This window comes from Micromonospora sp. WMMD987, from assembly GCF_029581435.1.
Lineage (GTDB): Bacteria > Actinomycetota > Actinomycetes > Mycobacteriales > Micromonosporaceae > Micromonospora > Micromonospora rifamycinica.
This window is the reverse complement of the sequence record NZ_CP120861.1, coordinates 826303-843417: the sequence shown is the minus strand read 5'-3', so window position 1 is coordinate 843417 and position 17115 is coordinate 826303. Positions and strand designations below refer to the sequence as shown.

21 protein-coding genes and 1 riboswitch are annotated in these 17115 nt (G+C 74.7%); of the genes, 11 read left to right on the top strand and 10 right to left on the bottom strand.

Going from position 1 to position 17115, the window contains the following annotated elements:
- Positions 1–302: 302 nt before the first annotated feature.
- The gene (locus O7612_RS03825; protein WP_282270496.1) at positions 303–731 is read left to right on the top strand and encodes an ATP-binding protein; all 429 of its coding nucleotides are present in this window, start codon (positions 303–305) and stop codon (positions 729–731) included.
- Between the two features lie 73 nt (positions 732–804).
- On the opposite strand, the gene O7612_RS03820 is transcribed toward O7612_RS03825, so the two are convergent.
- Complete coding sequence (locus tag O7612_RS03820; protein WP_282270494.1) at positions 805–1683, bottom strand: DUF3152 domain-containing protein; 879 nt, start codon at positions 1681–1683, stop codon at positions 805–807.
- Between the two features lie 166 nt (positions 1684–1849).
- On the opposite strand from O7612_RS03820, the gene O7612_RS03815 reads away from it, so the two are divergent.
- Positions 1850–3106, top strand: a complete 1257-nt coding sequence (locus O7612_RS03815) for a DUF2786 domain-containing protein (RefSeq protein ID WP_282270493.1) — start codon at positions 1850–1852, stop codon at positions 3104–3106.
- Positions 3107–3131: 25 nt separating this feature from the next.
- Here O7612_RS03815 and O7612_RS03810 read toward each other — a convergent pair whose 3' ends face one another.
- The 5 genes from O7612_RS03810 to O7612_RS03790 form a co-directional block, all read right to left on the bottom strand.
- Positions 3132–3644 carry a hypothetical protein gene (locus O7612_RS03810; protein ID WP_282270492.1) on the bottom strand — a complete coding sequence of 171 codons (513 nt, stop codon included), beginning with the start codon at positions 3642–3644 and terminating at the stop codon, positions 3132–3134.
- 130 nt (positions 3645–3774) lie between these two features.
- Positions 3775–3948 (bottom strand): CsbD family protein, encoded by a 174-nt coding sequence (locus O7612_RS03805; protein ID WP_067315243.1) that lies wholly within the window; start codon positions 3946–3948, stop codon positions 3775–3777.
- A 166-nt stretch (positions 3949–4114) separates the two neighbouring features.
- Positions 4115–6376, bottom strand: a complete 2262-nt coding sequence (locus O7612_RS03800) for a heavy metal translocating P-type ATPase (protein ID WP_282270491.1) — start codon at positions 6374–6376, stop codon at positions 4115–4117.
- The gene (locus O7612_RS03795) at positions 6373–6600 is read right to left on the bottom strand and encodes a hypothetical protein (protein ID WP_282270490.1); all 228 of its coding nucleotides are present in this window, start codon (positions 6598–6600) and stop codon (positions 6373–6375) included. The genes O7612_RS03800 and O7612_RS03795 overlap by 4 nt, the downstream gene beginning before the upstream one ends.
- A gap of 34 nt (positions 6601–6634) precedes the next feature.
- Positions 6635–6841 carry a cation transporter gene (locus O7612_RS03790; protein ID WP_282270489.1) on the bottom strand — a complete coding sequence of 69 codons (207 nt, stop codon included), beginning with the start codon at positions 6839–6841 and terminating at the stop codon, positions 6635–6637.
- A 94-nt stretch (positions 6842–6935) separates the two neighbouring features.
- Here O7612_RS03790 and O7612_RS03785 point away from each other — a divergent pair, with 94 nt between their 5' ends.
- The 3 genes from O7612_RS03785 (at position 6936) to O7612_RS03775 (ending at position 10078) form a co-directional block, all read left to right on the top strand.
- A complete protein-coding gene (locus O7612_RS03785) occupies positions 6936–7235 on the top strand; it encodes a metal-sensitive transcriptional regulator (RefSeq protein WP_282270487.1) in 300 nt (99 codons plus the stop codon).
- Between the two features lie 172 nt (positions 7236–7407).
- A complete protein-coding gene (locus tag O7612_RS03780) occupies positions 7408–8751 on the top strand; it encodes a YibE/F family protein (protein WP_282270485.1) in 1344 nt (447 codons plus the stop codon).
- 166 nt (positions 8752–8917) lie between these two features.
- Positions 8918–9049: riboswitch (cyclic di-AMP (ydaO/yuaA leader) on the top strand.
- Between the two features lie 3 nt (positions 9050–9052).
- Positions 9053–10078, top strand: a complete 1026-nt coding sequence (locus O7612_RS03775; protein WP_282270483.1) for a hypothetical protein — start codon at positions 9053–9055, stop codon at positions 10076–10078.
- Between the two features lie 172 nt (positions 10079–10250).
- On the opposite strand, the gene O7612_RS03770 is transcribed toward O7612_RS03775, so the two are convergent.
- Complete coding sequence (locus O7612_RS03770; RefSeq protein ID WP_282270481.1) at positions 10251–10952, bottom strand: carbonic anhydrase; 702 nt, start codon at positions 10950–10952, stop codon at positions 10251–10253.
- Positions 10953–11174: 222 nt separating this feature from the next.
- Between O7612_RS03770 and O7612_RS03765 the strand changes: the two genes are divergently transcribed.
- Positions 11175–11498 carry a MarR family winged helix-turn-helix transcriptional regulator gene (locus tag O7612_RS03765; protein ID WP_282270480.1) on the top strand — a complete coding sequence of 108 codons (324 nt, stop codon included), beginning with the start codon at positions 11175–11177 and terminating at the stop codon, positions 11496–11498.
- Between the two features lie 53 nt (positions 11499–11551).
- Here O7612_RS03765 and O7612_RS03760 read toward each other — a convergent pair whose 3' ends face one another.
- Positions 11552–12178, bottom strand: coding sequence for a lipocalin family protein (locus O7612_RS03760; protein ID WP_282270478.1), 627 nt, complete (start codon positions 12176–12178; stop codon positions 11552–11554).
- A 240-nt stretch (positions 12179–12418) separates the two neighbouring features.
- Here O7612_RS03760 and O7612_RS03755 point away from each other — a divergent pair, with 240 nt between their 5' ends.
- The 5 genes from O7612_RS03755 to O7612_RS03735 all read left to right on the top strand — a co-directional run bounded on the left by O7612_RS03755 (position 12419) and on the right by O7612_RS03735 (position 15533).
- Positions 12419–12811 (top strand): hypothetical protein, encoded by a 393-nt coding sequence (locus O7612_RS03755; protein ID WP_282270476.1) that lies wholly within the window; start codon positions 12419–12421, stop codon positions 12809–12811.
- Positions 12812–13062: 251 nt separating this feature from the next.
- Positions 13063–13860, top strand: a complete 798-nt coding sequence (locus O7612_RS03750; RefSeq protein ID WP_282270475.1) for a hypothetical protein — start codon at positions 13063–13065, stop codon at positions 13858–13860.
- A 78-nt stretch (positions 13861–13938) separates the two neighbouring features.
- Positions 13939–14298: a YkvA family protein gene (locus tag O7612_RS03745; RefSeq protein WP_282270474.1), complete on the top strand. Its 360-nt coding sequence runs from the start codon at positions 13939–13941 to the stop codon at positions 14296–14298.
- 46 nt (positions 14299–14344) lie between these two features.
- Positions 14345–14764: a TIGR03618 family F420-dependent PPOX class oxidoreductase gene (locus tag O7612_RS03740; protein ID WP_282270473.1), complete on the top strand. Its 420-nt coding sequence runs from the start codon at positions 14345–14347 to the stop codon at positions 14762–14764.
- 166 nt (positions 14765–14930) lie between these two features.
- Entirely contained in the window at positions 14931–15533 is a 603-nt protein-coding gene (locus O7612_RS03735; RefSeq protein WP_282270471.1) for a hemerythrin domain-containing protein, read from the top strand.
- A 51-nt stretch (positions 15534–15584) separates the two neighbouring features.
- Here O7612_RS03735 and O7612_RS03730 read toward each other — a convergent pair whose 3' ends face one another.
- Positions 15585–15815: a ferredoxin gene (locus O7612_RS03730; RefSeq protein WP_282270469.1), complete on the bottom strand. Its 231-nt coding sequence runs from the start codon at positions 15813–15815 to the stop codon at positions 15585–15587.
- A 19-nt stretch (positions 15816–15834) separates the two neighbouring features.
- The gene (locus O7612_RS03725) at positions 15835–17043 is read right to left on the bottom strand and encodes a cytochrome P450 (RefSeq protein WP_282270467.1); all 1209 of its coding nucleotides are present in this window, start codon (positions 17041–17043) and stop codon (positions 15835–15837) included.
- Between the last annotated feature and the right edge of the window lie 72 nt (positions 17044–17115).

The window sequence follows — 17115 nt, the reverse complement described above, 5'->3', positions numbered from 1 at the left end:
TCGCCGAGATGGCCCGTTCAGTTTGCGGACTTTACGCGACCGTGAGCGCTGACGGCAGGGCGGCACCGGCTGATTCCTCCGGTAGTCGGCGGACCGGCGGAGCACCACCCGTTCCTGCCTGGCCCACCACCCTCGACAGTGGTCCGAACCACATTTCCCCGGCCCCGCGCCGACGACCGGCACAGCGGGCGTCGACCGGTCCGGACCGGGGTCGTACGACGCGTCCGCCGGCTGTGCGCGACGACGGATCCCCGACCCGCCGGAGCGGCATAGGAGACCGCTACGCAGGGTAAACCGGGGTCATGGCACAGCTGCTCACCTCGCCACCCCCGCCGCAGGCGGCCGAACTGCGCCGCTGGGAGCTGGCCGACCCCGCCGACCTGCGGGCGCTGCGGGCGTCCCTGCACGAGGCCCTCACCGGCGAGCAGCTCCTCGACGGGCAGCGCATGGACGAGGTGCCCGAACTGATCGTCCTGGTCGCCACCGAACTAGCCACCAACGCCCTCAAACACGGCATTCCGCCAACTATTGTCCGGTTACTCACCATCGACGAGTCGCTCATCCTCGACGTGGCCGACCACGACCTCAGCACCATCCCCGAGCTGGCCGACACCAGGCCGATGGGAGCGGGCGGCCGGGGGCTCCAGATCGCCATGGCGGTGTCCCTGGAGGTCGGCTGGTACGCCACCGACCGCACCAAGAACATCTGGGCGTCCTTCCCCCGCCGCTGACCGGCCCGGGCCGGCCCAGCCGCCGACCGGGCCGGCCCCGGGGTGGCCCAGCCGACGACCGGGACCGGGCGGCTCAGTCGCCGGCCGGGATGGGGTCGTCGTACTCCCCGGCGGGGCCGGTGAACAGGCTGCCGCCCACCATCGGCCAGGCGTTCGGCCGGCACCCGTGCAGGCCGAGGGTCTGCTGCTGCATCACCGGCGCCGGTCCACCCGCCGTCGGGCAGCGCTCGTGGCCCCGACCCAGCCGGTGGCCCACCTCGTGGTTCAGCACGTACGACCGGTAGCTGCCCAGATCGCCCCGGAAATCCGGCACACCGCGCGCCCACCGGGCCACGTTGATCACCACCCGGTCGCCGTTGCGGCAGGAGGTGTACCGGTCCGAGGTGTCCCCGCACAGCTCACCCCGGGTGACCGGGGTGGTCAGCAGCACGGTGAAGTCGGCCGGGGTGTCGACACCGACCCGTTGCAGCCGCCACCGGCCACCGGCGGTCCACCCGCGGCGGTCGGCGAGCACCACCGCCACCTCCCGGCCGAACCGCTCGGGATCCACGTCGTCGATGCCGCCCTCCACCGCCACCCGGTAGCGCAGCAACTGGCCGCTCCGCCCGGCGACCGCACCCTGGGCGGTCGCCGTCCGCCAGGTGCCGGTGCCGCGCTGCGGGTAGCGCACCGCCGGCGCGGGCTCGGGCGACCCGGCCGCGGCAGGGGCAGGGGCCTCCCCCCGGCCCGGTGCCGGCGGCACCCCGGCGGCGGCCGGACGCACCGGTTCCCGGCGTACGTCACCGACGAGTGCCCCCAGGTCGACGCCCTGCCGCTGGGCCACCACCGCGCCACCGGCGGCCAGCCCGGCCGCCACCAGCACCGCCGTCAGCACACCCGCCGGGGTGGCGCCCCGGCGGCGTCCCCGGTGCCTGCCCCGGTCGGCGGCCTCGCTCACCGTCAGGGTGCTCACCGTTCGCCTCCCCGTCCACCTCGGTCCACTCCGGGCAGGAGTACGGGCGGGAGGGCCGAACGGATGAGTCCCGGGGGTAGGCAATCCGGGTACGGGTACCGTTGCCGGGCAGACACTCCCGACGATCCGGACATCACCCGGTCGCCCGTTCCGAGGAAGGAACCCCGTGGACGCCGACGCCCTCGTCACCGCCGCGGTCGCGGCGGTGCGCGGTACCGACGTACGCGACGCGGAGCGCAAGCTGGACCTGCTGGTGGTCGGCGGCGGCCCGGCGCGGGTCCGCGACGACGGCCGCCCGGACACCGCCGACGGCCCGGCGGCGGTGGACGCCGCGCTGCGCGGCCGGCTGGTCACCGCCCTGAACCGGCTCTGGCCGCGTGGCTGGCAGCCGACCGACGTGGCCCGGATCGTGACCCGCCGGCTCGGCGTACGCCCCGGGCGGCTGCTGGCCGACGCGCTCGCCGTCGACCGCGCGGCCCAGCCCGGGCCGGTGCCGCAGTGGTGGGACGACCAGTTGGCCGACCTGGACGTCCGGCTCCGTGCCGACGACGACACCGGGTGGCTGGTCGGCTGGGCGGGCCGGGAGGGAGTGGACCGGATCACCGCTGTGCGTGACGCGGTCGAGGTGCTGGCGCTGCTGGCCGGACTGCCGCCGGTCGCGGTACTCCGCCCGCCGCCCGGCGGCTCCGGCGGTGCGACCGGCTCCGGGCCGAGCGGATCCCGCGTCCTCGACCGGGTACGGGCGCTGCTGGCCAAGGCGGAGTCCACCACCTTCCCCGCCGAGGCGGAGGCGTTCACCGGCAAGGCCCAGGAGTTGATCGCCCGGCACAGTCTGGAACGGGCGCTGGTCGAGGCCGATGCCGCCCACCCGGACCGGCCCGGCGGGATCCGGATCGGCACCGACGCGCCGTACGCGGGGGCGAAGGCGCTGCTGGTGCAGGAGGTGGCGACGGCGAACCGGTGCGAGTCGGTCTGGTCGGACGACCTCGGCTTCGCCACCGTGCTCGGCTTCCCCGCCGATCTGGCGGCCGTGGAACTGCTGCACACCTCGCTGCTGGTGCAGGCCACCGCCGCGATGCTGCGCGGACGCCGGGAACGCCGGGGCGGCGGCCGGCGTACCAGGGCCTACGACGAGGCGTTCCTGCACGCGTTCGCCCAGCGGATCGGCGAACGGCTGCGGGCCGCGGCCGAGGAGGCGAACCGGCAGGCGACGGCGGCCGCCGGGCCGGACCGGCTGCTACCGGTGCTCGCCGCCCGTTCCGACGCGGTACGCGAACGGATGGACACCCTCTTCCCCGGTGTCACCCGGGCCCGGCTGAACGTGCGGGACGCCGAGGGGTGGCAGTCCGGCACCTCCGCCGCCGACCGGGCCTCGCTGGCCGGCGACGCCCCGGCGAACCGGCCACTGCCCGGCCGACGCTGACCCACCGGCCGGCCGCCAGGTGTGCTCAGGCGTGGCAGTCGCGGGTGAGCCGGGGCGGGATGTCGACGAACTCCTTGCCCATCCAGCTCGCCGGGCTCTTGGTGGCCGCCCCGTCGTCGATCTTCGCGGCGGTGTCGTCGATCAGCTTCCTGATCCGCGCGTCCTGTGCCCGGCGGGCCTGCCCGCGCACGTCGTCGGCGAGCCGGCTCAACCGCCCCTTGAGTTTGCCGTTGAGCTGTTCCGGGGTGAGTTCCTCGCGGGTCGCCGCGGTCGAGTCGGCGACGATCTGCCGGCTGCCGTCGATGATCAACTGGTCCACGGCGCGACAGACCTGCGCGGTGTTCAGCGCGCTGCCCGTGGTCGGGCTGGCCGTGGCCGTGGGGGTGGGGGTCACCGAGTCGGGCGTGGCCTCCCCGCTGCCGGCGACGGTGGCACCCGCCGACGGGCCGGAGGCGGCGTCGGGCTCGTCGTCCGCACAACCCGCGGCGAGGACGACGAGGAGGGCGAGGGTGAACGCGGTGGCGGAGCTGCGGTGCATCGACTTCCCCGTTTCGATGTGGCGGCGGTACCCCGGACACGATGCCGTACGACCCGGCGGGCCGGCGGCGCACCCCCGACACGCCGCACGCCGGACCGACGTGTCGGTCCGGCGTGCGGAAGGGCGTGGATCAGCTCTTGAAGGCGTCCTTGACCTTCTCGGCGGCCTGCTTGAGGCTGGACTTGGCCTGGTCGTTACGACCCTCGGCCTCCAGCCTCTCGTTGTCGGTCGCCCGACCCACACCTTCCTTGATCTTGCCGGCGGTGTTCTCGGTCGTGTTTTCGATCTTGTCGTCGAACCCCATGAGAACCTCCCGTATGAGCATGTCTTCCAACACCACCTGAACTACCCCCGCCCCCCACCCCCAAAACTCCCAGCCCACCGTCGTACCGGGTCGATCAGGAGGTCTGCGTCACCCGGCGCGGCCCGTGGGCGGCCGTGGACCGCCCGATCCGGCGCCCACGGCCGCGTCAGCGCAGGACGGTCGCCGGGAACCGGCGGAGGCGGAGGCTGTTGGCGACCACGAAGACCGACGAGAAGGCCATCGCCGCCCCCGCGATCATCGGGTTGAGCAGTCCGGCGGCGGCCAGCGGCAGGGCGGCCACGTTGTAGGCGAACGCCCAGAACAGGTTCCCCTTGATCACGGCGAGCGTGCGCCGGGAGAGCCGGATCGCGTCCACCGCGGCGGTCAGGTCGCCCCGGACCAGGGTCAGGTCGGACGCCTCGATCGCCACGTCGGTGCCGGTGCCCATGGCCAGCCCCAGGTCGGCCCGGGCCAGCGCGGCGGCGTCGTTGATCCCGTCGCCGACCATGGCGACCGTACGACCCTGCTCCTGGAGCCGGCGCACCTCGTCGACCTTGTCGGCCGGCAGCACCCCGGCGGTCACCCGGTCGATGCCCACCTCGGTGGCCACCGCCCGCGCGACCGTGGCGTTGTCCCCGGTGAGCAGCACCGGAGTGAGGCCCAGGGCGCGCAGCGCGGCGATCGCCGCCCGGCTGGTGGGCCGGACCACGTCGGCGACCGCGAGGACGCCCCGGGCCCGCCCGGCCCAACCCGCCACCACCGCCGTCCGACCGGCGGCCTCCGCCTCGGCCACCGCCCGGACCACCTCGTCCGGTACGTCCAGACCCCGCTCGCGGAGCATCCCCGGCCGCCCGACGACCAGGTCGTGGCCGTCGACGGTGCCGGTGACGCCGAGCCCTTCGACGGCGGCGAACCCGGTGACCGGCGGCAGTCCACCGGCCTCGGCGGCACCGGCCGCCACCGCACGGGCGATCGGGTGCTCCGAGCCGGCCTCCACCGCCCCGGTGAGCCGGAGCAGTTCGGCCCGGTCCTGCCCCCCGGCGGGGCGGACGTCGACCAGGGTCATCCGGCCGGTGGTGACCGTGCCGGTCTTGTCCAGCACCACCGTGTCGACCTGCCGGGTCGACTCCAGCACCTCCGGCCCCTTGATCAGGATGCCGAGTTGGGCACCCCGTCCGGTGCCGACCAGCAGCGCGGTCGGGGTGGCCAGGCCGAGCGCGCACGGGCAGGCGATGATCAACACGGCCACGGCGGCGGTGAACGCGGCGGTCGGGCCGCCGCCGGCCCCCAGCCACCAGCCCAGCGTGCCGACGGCCAACGCGATGACCACCGGCACGAAAACCCCGGAGATCCGGTCGGCCAACCGCTGCACGGCCGCCTTGCCGGTCTGCGCCGCCTCCACCAGCCGGGCCATCTGGGCGAGCTGGGTGTCCGCGCCGACCCGGGTGGCGGTGACCACCAGCCGGCCGCCCGCGTTCACGGTGGCACCGGCCACCACGTCCCCGGGGCCGACCTCGACCGGGACCGACTCGCCGGTGAGCATGCTGGCGTCGACCGCCGAGGTGCCCTCCTCGACCCGCCCGTCGGTGGCGATCTTCTCGCCGGGCCGGACCACGAACCGGTCGCCCACCACGAGCTGGTCGACCGGGATCCGGGCCTCCACCCCACCGCGCAGCACGGCGACGTCCCGCGCGCCGAGTTCGAGCAGGGCGCGCAGGGCCGCCCCGGCGGTCCGCTTGGAACGGGCCTCGAAGTAGCGGCCGGCGAGGAGGAACACGGTCACCCCGGCGGCGGTCTCCAGGTAGATGTTGCCGGCGCCGTCGTCGCGGGTCACGTCCAGCCGGAACGGGTGGGTCATCCCGGGCGTCCCGGCGTCGCCGAGGAAGAGCGCCCAGAGCGACCAGCCGAACGCGGCGAGGGTGCCGAGCGACACCAGGGTGTCCATGGTCGCCGCGCCGTGCCGCAGGTTAGTCCAGGCCGCCCGGTGGAAGGGCAGTCCGCCGTACGCCACCACCGGGGCGGCCAGCGTCAGCGACAGCCACTGCCAGTAGGTGAACTGCCAGGCCGGCACCATCGCCAACACAATCACCGGCAGGGTCAGCACGGCCGAGACCCGCAGCCGGGTACGCAGGGCGGCCAGCGCGTCCACCGGCTCGCCGGCCGGTTCCGCCCCGGCAGGGGTGGGCGGCGGCGGCACGGCAGCGGTGTAGCCGGTCTTCTCGACGGTGGCGATCAGGTCGTCCGGGGTGATCCGGTCGGCGTACCGGACGGTGGCCTTCTCGGTGGCGTAGTTGACGCTCGCCTCGACCCCGTCCATCCGGTTGAGCTTCTTCTCGATCCGGGCGGCGCAGGACGCGCAGGTCATGCCGCCGATGGCGAGTTCGATCAGGTGCGGGGCGGTGGGCGGGTTCCCCGTGGCGGGGGTCATCGCGGCGCCTCCGGTCGACCGTGCGGGTGCCCGGGGCCGTCGGTGCCGGTCGGCGTCGGGCGGGGGACGTCGGTGGCGGCGGTGGACGCCGGGGTGTGCGCGGGGTCGTGGCGGGTGTCGGCGGGTGGCGCGACGGGGCCGGCCAGCTGACCGCCCCCGTACGCCGCGCCGAACACCGCCGCGAGCACGAGGGCGAAGCCGCCCAGTCTGGTCGCCGTGTTCATCGGTCCACCCCGGTCTCCCGCCGCGACCGCCCGGTCACGCCTCGACGAGGTCGTAGCCGGCCTCGTCGACGGCGGCCCGCACGTCCCCGGTGTCCAACGGACCGGCGCTGGTGACGGCCACCCGGCCGGAGGCCAGGTCCACCTGCACCTCGGTCACCCCGTCCAGCGCGGCCAGTTCGGCGCTCACCGCGCTGACGCAGTGCCCGCAGGTCATGCCCTTCACCTGGTAGCTCGTGATCATGACGCGCTCCCTCCCTCTCCTCCAACATACCCCCCAGGGGTACCTCGCCCGACGACCGTAGCATACCCCCCGGGGGTACGCTATCGTGGTCGCCATGACCACACCGAGCAACCCGGTCCGGGGCTACACCGCCAGCAAGGACCAACTGCTCGCGCGGCTGCGCCGCGTGGAGGGGCAGGTCCGGGGCGTCGAGAAGATGGTCGACGACGACCGGTACTGCATCGACGTGCTCACCCAGATCTCCGCCGTCCAGGCCGCCCTGGACAAGGTCGCCCTCGGCCTGCTCGACGGCCACGCCCGGCACTGCATGCACGAGGGGGCCGCCGAGGGCCGGGCCGACGAGATGGCCGCCGAGATGATGGCCGCCGTCGGCCGGCTGATGAAGCGCGGCTGACCCACCGGCCGCCGGGGCGAACGTGCCCCTCGGCACACCGTGGGCAGGGTGAACCCGGCGGACGGGCCGGGGTGGTGGCTACCATCGTCCGACGACGACCGCCGCCCGCGGGATGAACCGGTCGGCCGGCTGACCCGTATCCCGTCCCGGACCGTTGGGAGAACTCGCACGCATGGGCGCCGACCACACCCGTCCCGCTCCGTCCACCCCGCCCCGGGTGCGGCGGATACTCGTCATGACGGTGGTGCCGCTCATCGTCGTCACGGTGATCGCCACCCTGCTGCTCTGGCCGGGCGAGACCCGGCAGATCGACCAGGGCGAGCAGGTGCCCCGCCACCACGGCACGGTGACCCGGGTGGTGACCGAGCCCTGCCCGCCCGCCCCGCAGACCCCCGACGGGCCGTCCGGGGCGGACGCCGGCCCGTGCGGCACGGTGACGGTCGCCGTCGAGCAGGGGCCGGACACCGGCCGGCAGGTCGAGACGCCGGTCCCGTCCGGGCCGGGGGCACCGACCGTGGCCGTCGGCGACGAGGTGGTGCTGGTCGCGCTGACCGACCCGACCGACCCGACGGCGGTCAGCTACCACATCGCCGAGCACCAGCGGGGCACGCCGCTGCTCTGGCTGGTCGCCCTGTTCGCGGCGGCGATCGTGGCGTTCGGCCGGCTCCGCGGGCTGGCCGCCCTGGCCGGTCTCGGGGCCAGCTTCGCCATCCTGCTGACCTTCGTGGTGCCGGGCATCTCGGCCGGGGGTGCGCCGTTGCCCATCGCGATCACCGGCGCGGCGTTGATCATGTTCGTGGTGCTGTACCTGACCCACGGGATCACCGCGCAGACCTCGGTGGCGGTCCTCGGCACCCTGGGCAGCCTGGTGCTGACCGGGATCCTGGGCACGCTGGCCACCGCCGCCACCCACCTGACCGGGTACGGCAGCGAGGAGGCCACCACGCTGTCGATGTACCAGCGCGACGTGGATCTGCACGGCCTGCTGCTGGCCGGGATCATCATCGGCTCGCTCGGCGTGCTGGACGACGTGACCGTCACCCAGTCGGCCACCGTCACCGAATTGGCCCACGCCAATCCCGGGCTGTCCCGGTTGCAGCTCTACCGGGCCGCCACCCGGGTCGGCCGGGCGCACATCGCGTCCACGGTGAACACCATCGTGCTGGCGTACGCGGGAGCCTCACTGCCGTTGCTGCTCCTGCTCACCGCCGACAGCCGGCCGGTGGGCCAGATCCTCACCAGCGAGTTCCTGGCCCAGGAGATCGTCCGCAGCGCGGTGGCCACCCTCGGCCTGGTGGCGGCGGTGCCGCTGACGACCGGGCTGGCCGCGCTGGTCACCACCGCCGGTCGCGGCCCCGCCGACGCCACCCCCGCCGGACCGCCGCCCACCCCGCGCCCGGCTCCGGACCGCGCCGAGGCGTGGGAGGCGCTGGGCGCGTCCCGGCCCGGCGGACCGTCCACCCCGGCCCCCGGTCGATGGCCGGATCGCGACAGCGACACGGAAGCGGCATGGTGACACTGCGGTACGTGACCGGAGCGGGGACCACCACTGTCGACCCCGCCGCTGGTCACCGCCCACTATCGGGAAAATACGCATTTCGCCGTGTTGTGGCCGTAGATTCCTGCTACGACTCTCGGGTAACCTCGCTGCCGGTCACCGCCGAAGGCGCCCACCGGCGCCAGCGGGGCCACCGCCCAATCGCCGTACGGCGAGCCGGGGAACCGAGCACCTGGGGTGAATCCGCGCCAGCGGTAGGGGCCACTTCCGTCCCGAACCCGTCAGCTAACCCGGTCGGCGGTCGACGGAAGGGAAAACTGTGACGGCACCCCTACGCCGCTGGCTGACGCCGGCAGTGGCCGTGCTCGCCGCCCTGGCGATCGTCGCCGGGCCCACCGCCGCCCCCGCGACGGCGGCACCCAACGCGCCCTCCCCCTCGGGTCACGAGGAGGACGAGGAGCCGAAGCTGCTCACCGACGTCATCGAGGCCACCAACCGGGAGTACTCGGCGGCGAAGAACCGGCTGGAGAAGTCCAAGAAGCGCCAACTCGAGTACGCCATCGAGGTGGAGAAGGCCGAGCAGGAGCTGGCCGCGCTGGCCCCGCAGGTCAACGAGATCGCCGCCCAGTCGTACCGGACGGGTCGCGTCGGCGCGGTCGCCGCCCTGCTGGAGAGCGACGCCCCGGACGCCTTCGTCCGGCGGGCCGCCGCCCTGGACGAGCTGAACATGGTCAACGCCGGCAAGCTGGCCGAGGTCAACGAGGTGAGGACCCGGGCCGAGAAGGCCAAGCTCGCCGTCGACGCCGAGGTCCGTGAGCAGCAGAAGCAGACCAACCTGATGGCCAAGAAGAAGACCGAGGCGGACAAGGCGCTGGCCCTGGTCGGTGGCCGGGGCTTCACCGGCGGTCTGGTCGACGCCACCTCACCGGTGGCCCGCATCGCCCCGGGTCAGACGGCGGACGGCGACTGGCGTGCCGAGTCGTGCAGCGAGAACGACCCGACCACGTCCGGTTGTGTCACCCCCCGCACGTTGCACATGTACAAGGAGGTCAAGCGGGCCGGCTTCAACCGGTTCGTCGGCTGCTACCGCCCCGGCGGCCCCTGGGAGCACCCCAAGGGCAAGGCGTGCGACTGGTCGTTGCAGAAGAGCGGCTTCAGCCCGTGGCACAACAACGACACCCGGATGTACGGCAACAACCTCGCCGCGTTCCTGCTCCGCAACGCGGACCGGCTGGGCATCTACTACGTGATCTGGAACCGGCAGATCTGGTTCCCGGCCAACGGATGGAGTTCGTACTCCGGCCCGTCCGACCACACCGACCACGTACACGTGTCCCTGTTGTAGCGACGCGGCATCCGGTTCCCGCCCACCGCGTCCCCGACCCGGTGGGCGGAGCGGGCACTGACGGCGGAGGCCGCCCGGTCGAACCGGGCGGCCTCCGTCGTGAGCGGGTCTCAGCCGGCGACGGCCGCCGGCCCATCTGCCCCAGCCGGCGACGGCCGCCGGCCCATGTGCCTCAGCCGGCGACGGCCGCCGGTGCGGCGTCGGCGTCCGCCGGCACCACGGCGGGGCCGGGGACGGCGGCGGTGAGGGCGGACGCGTCGGCGGCGGGAGCGTGCGCCGGGGCCACCTGGCGGACCTCACCGGCGGCCAGCCGGTAGGACATGCCGACCACCGCGCACCGCCCGGCGGCCACCTCGGCGGCGATCACCGGAGAGTTGCCGAGCAGCACCTCGACGGTCTGCGCGATGTGGATGTCGACGATCCCGTCGATGTCGTGCACGCCCTGCTGGGCCGCCCGGCGCAGGCTCGGCCCGACGGCGGCGACCACCGAGTAGAGGTGCCCCGGGGGTTGGGTGCCGGTGCGGGCCGCCTCCCGGGCGGCCTGCACCGCTCCGCAGGAGTCGTGCCCGAGCACCACCACCAGCGGCGTGCCGAGGACGGTCACCGCGTACTCGACGCTGCCGAGCACCTCGGGGCCGGCGGTGTGCCCGGCGGTCCGGACCACGAAGAGGTCACCCAGCCCCCGGTCGAAGATGATCTCGGCGGCGAGCCGGGAGTCGGAGCAGCCGACGATGACCGCGAAGGGGTGCTGGCCGTCGGCGACGGCGGCCCGGTGGACCGCGCCCTGGTTGGGGTGGCGGGGCTCGCCGGCGACGAAACGCCGGTTGCCGGCCTGTAACTCGGCCAGCGCCTGGGTCGGAGTGATCGGGCCCATTGCCTCACCTCGGTCCGGGATAGTGCCTGGTCACGCCGGCCGGCGGCGACGACGGCCGTGTTCCCACGGTCACACGCAGCTAAAGGTACGTCAAGATTTCGTGATACACGTTTCAGGCTTTGGTCGGCGGGATGTCGACGGCGGGTCGAAAGCCGGCCGGGGTGGACGCGGGGACGCCGGCCGGCGGCGGGTTCCCCAGGTTCGGGCCATACGATGACCGGTATGGCGAATACCACAGGCAGCGCCGGGAGCGCCCGCAACTGGACGTTCCTCACCAACCACGGTCACGTGCTGCTCGCCATCGCCCGCAACCCCACGGCCCGGCTCCGCGACGTCGCCGAGGAGGTCGGGGTGACCGAACGGGCCGCCCAGGCGATCGTCACCGACCTGGAGTCCGGCGGCTACCTGCGGCGGACCAGGGTCGGCCGGCGCAACGAGTACACCATCGATCCGAGCGGGCACTTCCGGCACCCCGCCGAGGCCGATCGTCAGGTCGGCGCCCTGCTCGCCCTCTTCACCCCCGACCACGCCGACCGGGACGCCTGACCCGACGGCCCGCCCCGCCCCGGGCGTGGACGGGCCGTCGGGTCACGGGCCGCTCAGCAGAAGCTGCCGGCCTGTCCGCCGCCGTCCTGCCGGGTGGTGCGGAAGTCGCAGAGGTCGTACCCGTTGGCGGTGAGCGCCGCCTTCGCCGCCGCCGTCTGCGCCCCGGTCAGCGCCGGCTCCCGGGACAGGACGAAGCCGGTGGTCCGGGCCGGGTCACCGACCACCGCCCACCGGTAGTCGGGGTCGAGCCCGATCACCACGTAGTTCGGTCCGCCCAGGTAGATCCAGCGGCTGCCGAGCTTGAGGAACGACACGGTCAACGCCGAGTCGGCCGGCGGGTTCTCGCTGCGGGCCCGACCGGTGACCGCGCTGGTGGTGCCGACGATGGTCTGGCAGGTGTTGCGCACCCCGACGGTGCCGTCGGTCTGGACGTCGTAGCGGGCCTTGACGTTCTTGAAGCACTGGACCTCGAAGATCGCCGGAATGGCGGCGACCTGGTACCAGTCACCCGCGTACCGCTCGACGTCGACCTCGGCGACCGGGGTGAGCGGTCCGGTGTCGACGGCGGTCGGCGCGGCCTGCGCGGGTACGGCGGTGGCCAGCACCGTCGCGGTGGCGACGGCGGTGGTCAGTACCGTCGCGGTGGCGACGGCTGCGGCGACCTGACGACGTACTCCCATGGGTGGTCTCCTCCGGTCTGTCGGACCCGGCGCGGCGGGCGTCGCGCCGTCGGCGGAGTTCCCGGACCGGCCGGGCGGAAACTGTCGGCATTCTCATCCCCGTCGATGCATCCAGGGGCAGGTCAGCGCACGTATCCCGGGTGGGGACGGTCCGTCCACAGGGCACACCGTGGCCCGGGTCACCGATCCGACCGGGTCGCCGCCGCTGCGCGGACGCTCAGGTGGGGATAGGTTGGACGGGTGATCCGCCCAGCTTCCACCCGGCCCCTCTGGGTGTCGAGGCTGCGCGACCTGACCCGGCTGGCGGTTACCGCGCTGGTGCTCGCCGTCGGCCTCGGCGGCCTGTTCACCGCCGCCACCGACGGCCCGGCCACCGCTGCGCCCCGCCCGACCGTGGTGACGTCCCGGGTGGCTGCGCTGTCCACCGACACCCGGCCCACCGACACCCGGCCCGGTGACGACCGGCCCGCCGATGCCCGGCCCGGTTCCGGGCGGCCCGCCCACGGATCCACCCGGCCGCTACCGGCCGGGTCGGCCGCCGAGCCCACGGTCCGGCCCGCCGCGCGGGTGAACGTGGCGACGCCGGACCCGGCCCGGGACGCCACCGGCCGGCGCGGCCCGCCCCGGAGCTGAGCGGGGCGGCACCCCTCGGCACCTGCGTGCCCGACCGGCCGTCGCGCCCGGGCCGACCCGACCGCGCCCGAGCCCGACTCCGGTCCTGGTCCGGGCCACGCCTGGTCCTGATCCGAGCCGCGCCCGGCCGGATCCGGGCCACGCCAGGTCCGGTCCGGTCCGGTCCACCGAGGACACGCCGCCCGCGGCTCCCGCCCCACCGGGCCAGATCCCCTCCGTCCACATCGTTGTCCCACCGTGAGGTGCTGGTGATGCAGACCGTCTTCTCCGCCGTCCTACCCGACGTCCCGGCCGCCGCCGGAATCTGGCTGATCCTGCTCGCTGTCGCGGCCGTCGCCGTCGCGGCCCTGGTGGTCCGTCCCGACCGGCTCCGGCCGGCGGTGGGCGGTCGGTTCCGGGCCGCCGCCCTGCCGACCGACCCCGAGCACGCCGAGCAGGTCCGGGAACACATCCGGTACGCCGAGGAGGTCGCCGTGGCGGCCGAGCGGGCCGGCACCACCGCCGACCGGCTGCGCACCGAGTGGCTGGCCGCCCAGGACGAGGTCGAGTCGGCCTGGACGGCGCTGGAGGCGGCCGAGGCGCACCTGCGTCGGCTCGCCGCCGCCGCGGTCATGCCGCTGCCGCACACCGGCCAGACCCCGGCCGAGTACGCCGACCGGGAGCGCTGGCTGCACCGGGCCGCCGTGGACGCACACCGCCGGGGCGAGCTGTCGGACGCGCAGCTCGACGACGTCTTCGCGCACCGCGCCGGCTGGGATCCGCGCCGGCACCCGGTGGAGCAGGAACTGGTGCTGCGCCGCGCGACGCGGGACCACCTGGCGGCCCGGCACCGGGCGGCGGTCGCCCGGGAGCAGGCGGCCTGGCGGGCCGCCGACCTGGCCGGCGCGGCGGCCCGGAGCCTGCGGGACGAGGCGTTCGCCGCGCGCGACCGCCAGCCGGAGCGGGCCGAGTCGGTGCTGCCGATGTCGGAGAGCCCACGCCCGTCGGCGGAGACCACCCGGGAGAATCCCACCGTGGCCCGCGGCCGGGCCGCCGTGGCCGCCTACTGACCCGAACGCCGTGGGCCGCCCCGCCGTGTCGGCGGCGGACGGCGGCGCGGCGGGCGCCGCTCGGCTAGCGTTGCGGGCATGTCCCGTCAGATGTGGGCGCTCGTGGTGGTCGGCGGCCTTCTGGCGCTGGCGACGTTGGTCGGCGCGGTGCTGCTGGCGGTGCGGGTGGTGCGCACCCGGCGGCTGCTGGGCACGCTCGGCGTGGGCGGCAGGGTGGCCTTCTACGGCGCGTTGGTCTACACGGTCCTCCCCGTCGACCTGTTGCCCGACCCGATCTACCTGGACGACATGGGTGTGCTGGCCGGCGCGCTGATCTACCTGACCCGGCTGGCCCACCGACGCCGGGCGACCGACCGTCGGGTGCCCGGCCAGCCGGGCACCCCGGCCCGGTCCGGTGTCCCGCCGGGTCCGGGCCCGTCCCGCCGGATCGTGTCATGATCAGGGCCGAGCCGGGGCGACGTCGGCCACGAGACGGGGGACGGACATGGCCGGTAGGCACAGGCTGGACCGGTACGACGAGCAGGTCCTCGCGTTCTGCCGGGAACGGCACCTGGCCACGCTGACCACCCTGCGCGCCGACGGCACGCCGCACGTCGTGCCGGTCGGGGTGACCTACGATCCGGCGGCCGGGCTGGCCCGGGTGATCACGTCCGGCGGCTCGGCCAAGGCCCGGCTGGTCGCCGCCGCCGGCCCGGCGGGGGTGCCGGCGGCGGCCTGCCACGTCGACGGCCGCCGGTGGCTGACCATCGAGGGGCGGGCGGTGCTGCGCACGGACGCCGCCGCGGTGGCCGAGGCGGAGCGCCGGTACGCCGAGCGCTACCGGCAGCCGCGCCCCAACCCGGAGCGGGTGGTCATCGAGATCACGGTGACCCGCCTGCTCGGTTCCCTCCCGCCTCCGGCGTAGCTCCGGCGTCCGTCCCCACCGGACGGACCGGGCACCCGCACGAACCGGGCGCGACGGCGGCGGCGGTGGCCGTTCACTCATCGACGGTGACGGGTTCGGCCGACCCGGGATGGGTACAGGCCCCGGCAGGGAGCCGATCCGTCCGCAACCGGTAAGGGGCACCGAGATGAGCAACGCACAGGCCACCACGGGGCAGGACGTCGTCGATGTCCTGACCGCCGACCACCACGAGATAGAGACGATCCTCGTGGAGTTGGAGTCCCGGCAGGGCACTGCGGAACACCGCCGCGGACTGGCCGACGTGCTGATCGCCGAGCTGGTCCGGCACGCGGTCGCCGAGGAGATGTACGTCTATCCGGCCGCCCGCCGGGCGTTGCCGGACGGTGACCGGATCACCGAGCACGAGATCGCCGAACACGCCGCGGTCGAGCGGACGCTGAAGGAACTGGAGCCGCTGGACCCGTCCACGGCCCGCTTCGAACCGCTGATCAGCCATCTCACCAAGAGCATCCGGCACCACGTGCGCGAGGAGGAGGCGGAACTCTTCCCCCGGCTGCGGGCCGCCGTCGCCCACGAGGAACTCGTCGAGCTGGCCGAGCGGGTGCGGGCGGCGAAAGGGCACCTGCCGACCCGTCCGCATCCCGGCACCCCGGACCACCCGCCGACGAACCGGCTGCTCCATCCCGGCACCGGCCTGGTCGACCGGATCAGGGACGCGCTGAGCGGGCGACCCACCACCCTGGCCGAGCTGGCCGACCCGCAGGACTGAGGGGGGCGGTGGTCGCCGCCGGGTACCCCGCCGGAGGCGACCACCGCCCGGTCACGGTTCCGGAGCGATCCGGCCGTCGTCCGCCGCGTCGGACACCACGATCGCCTCCATCGGGCACGACTCGGCCGCGTTCAGCACCGGGTCCGCCGGGGCGATCCGCTCGGCCAGGGGCCGGGACAACCCGTCCACCAGGACGAAGTGGGCCGGGGCGTAGCTCGCGCAGATCCCCGCCCCGATGCACCGGGCCGGGTCCACCCGCACCCGCCAGCCCTGCTCCCCCATCTGCCCCACCTTCCTTCCGCTACCAGCCGACGGGCAACGCCGTCAGGCCCCGGACCAACAGACCGGTCTTCCAGGTCAACGCCGACTCGGGCACCGCCAGCCGCAGTCCGGGTGCCCGCTCCAGCAGCGTCTCCAGGACGACCTGGAGTTCCATCCGGGCCAGTTGGGCGCCGATGCAGTGGTGCGGCCCGTGCCCGAAGGCGAGGTGCGGGTTCGTCTCCCGGCCGAGGTCCAACCGGTCGGCGTCGGGGAACACGGTCTCGTCCCGGTTGGCCGAGGGGATGGAGACCAGCACCGGCTCACCGGCCCGGACCAGCACCCCACCGAGTTCGACGTCCACCAGGGCGTACCGGGCGAACGCGGCGGTGGCGCCCAGCGGGACGAAGCGCAGCAGTTCCTCCACTGCGGACGGCACCAGGGCCGGATCGGCGCACAGCCGCCGCCAGGCGTCCGGCTCGGTGAGCAGGACGTACACCAGGTTCGGGATCTGGGTCACGGTGGTCTCGTGCCCGGCGGCCAGCAGCCCCGCCGCCAGGCGCACCATCTCCTCCTCGGTGAGCCGGTCGGCGTTCTCGTCACGGGCCCGGACCATCGCCCCGATCAGGTCGTCGGTGGGCGTCACCCGCCGCTGGGCGATCAGCCCCGCCATGTACGACAGGAGCCGGTCGAGGTAGCTCTGCGCCACCTCCGGCCGCAGCGACGTGGTCGACACGATCGCCTCCGACCAGGTGTGGAACCGGTCCTGGTCGGCCACCGGCACCCCGAGCAGGTCGCAGATGACCCGGATGGGCAGCGGGGTGGCGAGGTGCGTGACCAGATCGGCGGGCGACCCGGCGGCGAGCATGCCGGCCACCAGTTCCCCGGCCAGCTCCCGGGTACGCGGACGCAGCTCCTCGACCCGGCGGGCGGTGAACGCCTTGGCCGCCAGGCGGCGCAGTCGACTGTGCTCGGGCGGGTCCATCCCGAGGATGCCGGCCTCCCGCTGGTACGGGACGCTGCGCGGTTCGTCGCGTCCGACGGCGGCGGCCCGGCTGAACCGCAGGTCGCCCAGGACGGTCCGCACGTCGGCGTGCCGGGTGGCCAGCCAGGCCGGCTCCCCGAACGGGAGCTGGACCCGGACCAGCGGCTCGTCGCGGCGCAGCTCGGCCAGGCGGGGGTCGACGTCGAGCCGGTGCGGATCGCTGAACGGGTAGGGTCGGGCGATCGCCGCGTGCGTTGTCTCGGTCACCGGGGTGCTCCCTCTTGTCGACGGCCCGCGGGTGCCGCGTGCCGGCCCTCTCCACACAACTCCACGGTGAGT